Raw genomic sequence first — 4,163 nt, forward strand, 5'->3', positions numbered from 1 at the left:
CGCGATCTTCCCGGAAGCCATGAAAGATCTCAGCGAGTTCCAAGCCATTCGTGATGCAGTGGATGTGCCGATCCTGGCCAACATGACCGAGTTCGGCAAAAGCGAACTCTTCACCGTGGAACAACTCCAGGGCGTCGGCGTGAACATGGTGATCTACCCCGTCACCCTGCTCCGCATTGCCATGGGGGCTGCAGAGCGTACGCTGGAAACGATCAAGGCCACTGGAACGCAGGAGGCGCAGGTGGAGAACATGCTCACCCGTGCGCGCCTCTATGACCTCGTGGACTACGAGGCCTACAACCACTTCGACACGAGCGTTTTCAACTTCCAGGTTCCTGGGCTCAGCCGGTAACTGGATCAACCAAGGGATGCAGGCGATCCGGCTATTCCGGAGTGCTTGCCGACGAACGAAGGAGGACAGCATGGTTGCTGTTGAGATCAAGAAAGGCCTGGCCGGCGTCGTGGTTGACTACACCGCGATCTCCAAGGTCAACCCGGACACCAACTCGCTGTTGTACCGCGGTTACCCCGTGCAGGAACTCGCCGCCAAATGCAGCTTCGAAGAAGTCGCCTACCTGCTGTGGAACGGCGAGCTGCCCACTCCGGAGGAACTTGCTGAGTTCACTGCCCGCGAGCGCGCGGGCCGCGCCCTTGACCCGGTGGTGAAGCAGGTCATCGATGCGCTGCCGACGACGTCCCACCCCATGGATGTCTGCCGGACGGCCGCTTCGGTGCTGGGAGCCCGGGCACCCTCTCGCCGAGGTTTCCACGCCCGAGGCCAATATGGCCAAGGCCATTGACTTGTTCGCCGCCATGCCGGCGGTGGTCGCCTACGACCAACGCCGTCGGCGCGCGGACGGGCAAACAATCGAACCCGTGGCACCGCGGGACGATTTGGGTTACTCCGCCAATTTCCTGTGGATGACCTTCGGCGAGGACCCGGTGGACGAGGTCGTCAAGGCGTTCAACGTCTCGATGATCCTCTACGCCGAGCACTCCTTCAACGCCTCCACCTTCACGGCACGGGTTGTCACCTCCACCCTTTCGGACCTGCACTCCGCGGTCACCGCGGCGATCGGCGCCCTCAAGGGCCCGCTGCACGGCGGCGCCAACGAGGCCGTCATGCACACGTTCGAGGAAATCGGCATCCGCACCGAGGAATCGCTCGATGACGCCGCCTCCCGGGCGAAGACCTGGATGGAACACGCCCTCGCGCAGAAGAAAAAGGTCATGGGATTCGGTCACCGCGTCTACAAGCACGGCGACTCCAGGGTGCCCACCATGAAGGCCGCGCTGGACAAGATGATCGCCCACTACGGCCGGCCCGAGATCCTGGGCCTGTACAACGGCCTCGAGCAGGCGATGGACGAGGCCAAGGCGATCAAGCCCAACCTCGACTACCCCGCCGGACCCACCTACCACCTCATGGGATTCGACACTCCGACCTTCACCCCGCTGTTCGTCGCCAGCCGCATCACCGGATGGACCGCACACATCATGGAGCAGCTCGGATCAAACTCCCTGATCCGCCCGCTCAGCGAATACAACGGCGTGGACGAACGGCACCTGCCGTAGTTCCACCTGCACGACGGCGGGCCGGTCACCTCCCCACGAGCCCCCTGACCTCGCAAGCTCGGCCAGGGAACCCGGCTTCGCATGGGCCCAGGCCGGCCCGCCGTCGTTCCAGTCGCTATTGAGTCAGCTGCAGGCTGGTGATCATCCGCTTGAGCTTCTGGTATTCCGGTGTCTGCAAGTACTGCGTGGCTTCCGCCATGGTGCTGAAGGTGCGGGCGCCAAGGGCTTGGGGCCCGTCCGTGGCGAAAGACAGCGTGCCTTTGGGAGCGCCGGCCACGAAGGAGTACATCAGGCAGCTGTCCTGCACTTCCCCGCTGGACTTGTCCACCAGACCGATTTGATAGCCGACGCCCTTGCCTTGGGCCGTCTGATCCAGCACGCGGTAGGAGAACCTGGCCTGGGCGGTGGTCACCCACTGGCCCTTTAGTGACGTGGCAGCTGTGTCGAGCTCCTTTTGCTTGTACGTTCCTGGCCCGCATGCCCCGCCTACGCCGCCGCCCGTGCCGTAGTAGAACTTCGCCACCACACTGCCCGACTCATCGCTCACCTGGATTCCGGATGCGGGATTACTGGCGGTGCCTGCTGGAACATCGGCGGCCGTCCATCCCGAAGGAAGATCGAACTGCACGTGGGCGCTGGTGCTGACGAAGCTCGTCCACCCGGAGCCCGCCGTCGCTGGTGTTGATGCTGTCGGTTCTTCCGTAGCGGCCGTTGAAGCCGAGGCCGTGGCCGACGCCGATGGGGCAGTCGTCGCAGGGGCCGTCGTAGCTGCTGTTGCCGGTAGCTGGCTTCCGCTCCGGGATTGTCCCTGGGACCCAAGGTTGGCGGCAACGAGGAATCCCGCTGCAAGGACCGCTGCGGCAAGGGCCACCAACACGATGATTCTCAGTCTCCGCATCTTCTGTCTGGAATCCACCGTTCCCCCTTTGTCGGTTAGCGCCCGAAGTGGGCGTCTATCGTGTAAGTTTCCGCAAGACGCCCCAAGGTTACAGCCCGGGCACCCAATTCCGCGCGGACCCACCAGCTGCTGCTCCGTCGTTGTTCCAGTCTGCGTGGAAGACCTCGGCCACGTTCTCGTTGTCATCTGCGAGCACCACGCGCACATCCATGCGCCGGCCATTCATCATCGCGGGAAGCCAGTGCTCGGCGTCGGCCCACATGTGAGCTACCGGCAGGTCCTCCGCCGGGTACCACTGGGGCGTGATCTCGTCGCTCTCGGAAGGCTCCCCCACCCAGGATTCGGAAAGAAACACGGTAGTAAACATGTTCCATTCGGGCTTGGCAGGGAAAACAAAGTCCACAGTTCCCGCGGCCACCAGGTCGTCCGGCTCAACATCGACGTAGACTTCCTCGCGGACTTCCCGGCAGATCGCCTCGACGGCGGTCTCGCCCTCCTCCACATGGCCGCCGACGCCTACTACTTTGCCCTTGCCGAAGCCGGTGCGCTTGCGTCCCAGAAGGACCTCCCGGCCGCCATCGACCTCGCGGAGGAGAAAACAGAGGGTCACGTGTGCGGCTGTCATGGCATCAAGACTACGACTGCGTCGCCCCCGAAGAACGACGCCGGGCCGCTCACCTAAGGTGGCCCGGCGTCGCGCCGTGTCTCTAGCCCACCTTGGTGATCGTGAGCGAAGTGATGACCGCCTTGAGGTCTTTATAGCCTTGTGTCTGGGTAAAGGCCGCGGCTTCTTCGATGGTGGTGAATTTGTAAAGACCCCAGGAAGGCCCTCCCAGTGGACGGCGATCGGTGAAGCTAAAGAACTTCAAGGGACCGGGTCCTGCTACCGCGAGGTCAAGGACGCAGCCTATTCCGTCCTGTCCGGCGATACGGTTGGTAATTCCTATCCCTGCCTGAACCGGACCCCCGTCATTTGCAGCTGAGGTCATTGCGACATACACGAATCTCGGTGTGCCCTGGGCCGGCGACGCCAGGTCCGTCGGCAGCCCGGTCATGGGCTGACTGTCGAGGATCTTGTAGGGCGCCCTGTTTTGGCAGCCGCTGGTGCTCCAGTCATTGGTGTCGCCGAAGGCCAGCCGTGCCGTGTACTGGCCGCTGGAATCCGTGAGGGCGGTTCCCGGGCCGTTTGTGAGGGCAAGGCTGCCGGACGGATCGGCCAGTTGCCACGATGCCGGGTAATTGAAGCTCACTCTATAACCCGTGGACCGGTCCTCGTACGTCTTGAGACCTTCGGCGGCGAGTGATCCTGGCTCCGGGGAACCCACCAGATCGGGACGAAGCTCCACCGGGATTCCGTTGGTGACGAACGCCTTGTCCATGAATTGCTCTGCCGTCAGCCGATCGTTGTTGGACGCTGCGCCTGCCCAGTTCCCAAGGCTGGTTTCCTGCACATAGCTCCCGTTGACAAGCTTGGCGATCCAGAACCAGTCCCCCGGTTCCGGGTTCGGATTGTCGCTTGGTGCGGGCGCCATGATGCTCATCCATCCGGCCTTGCAGCCCACAAGCCGGAGAACCGGTTTCAGCTGCTCCAATGAAGTCATGGCGCCCGTCAGGTTCTGAATCGAGCACTCACCGTGTCCGACGCCGGCAAGTGACGTGGGCGCCGCCGTCGGGCCTGCTGTCTCGCTCG

The 4,163-nt window shown here is 63.3% G+C and carries 3 protein-coding genes and 2 pseudogenes; 2 read left to right on the forward strand and 3 right to left on the reverse strand.

Annotated elements, in window-relative coordinates; translation table 11 throughout:
• Both AHiyo1_RS15605 and AHiyo1_RS15610 read left to right on the forward strand, forming a co-directional pair.
• Positions 1–352: pseudogene (locus AHiyo1_RS15605) on the forward strand (methylisocitrate lyase); the annotation flags it as partial.
• 70 nt (positions 353–422) lie between these two features.
• Positions 423–1,575 (forward strand): annotated as a pseudogene (locus AHiyo1_RS15610) (bifunctional 2-methylcitrate synthase/citrate synthase).
• Positions 1,576–1,690: 115 nt separating this feature from the next.
• Here the strand turns inward: AHiyo1_RS15610 and AHiyo1_RS15615 are convergent.
• The 3 genes from AHiyo1_RS15615 to AHiyo1_RS24835 form a co-directional block, all read right to left on the reverse strand.
• The gene (locus tag AHiyo1_RS15615) at positions 1,691–2,491 is read right to left on the reverse strand and encodes a hypothetical protein (RefSeq protein ID WP_148667596.1); all 801 of its coding nucleotides are present in this window, start codon (positions 2,489–2,491) and stop codon (positions 1,691–1,693) included.
• 70 nt (positions 2,492–2,561) lie between these two features.
• On the reverse strand, positions 2,562–3,098 hold the full coding sequence (locus tag AHiyo1_RS15620) for an NUDIX domain-containing protein (RefSeq protein WP_059389169.1): 537 nt from the start codon (positions 3,096–3,098) through the stop codon (positions 2,562–2,564).
• An 82-nt stretch (positions 3,099–3,180) separates the two neighbouring features.
• The coding region (locus tag AHiyo1_RS24835; protein WP_216363221.1) for a hypothetical protein at positions 3,181–4,163 on the reverse strand (983 nt) is incomplete at its 5' end.

It is taken from the genome of Arthrobacter sp. Hiyo1 (genome assembly GCF_001263615.2).
In the GTDB taxonomy this organism is placed as follows: domain Bacteria; phylum Actinomycetota; class Actinomycetes; order Actinomycetales; family Micrococcaceae; genus Arthrobacter.

Bases quoted from the DNA above. Each gene is read 5' to 3' on its own strand.
- AHiyo1_RS15620 (WP_059389169.1), bottom strand. From the start codon at position 3,098: ATGACAGCCGCACACGTGACCCTCTGTTTTCTCCTCCGCGAGGTCGAT.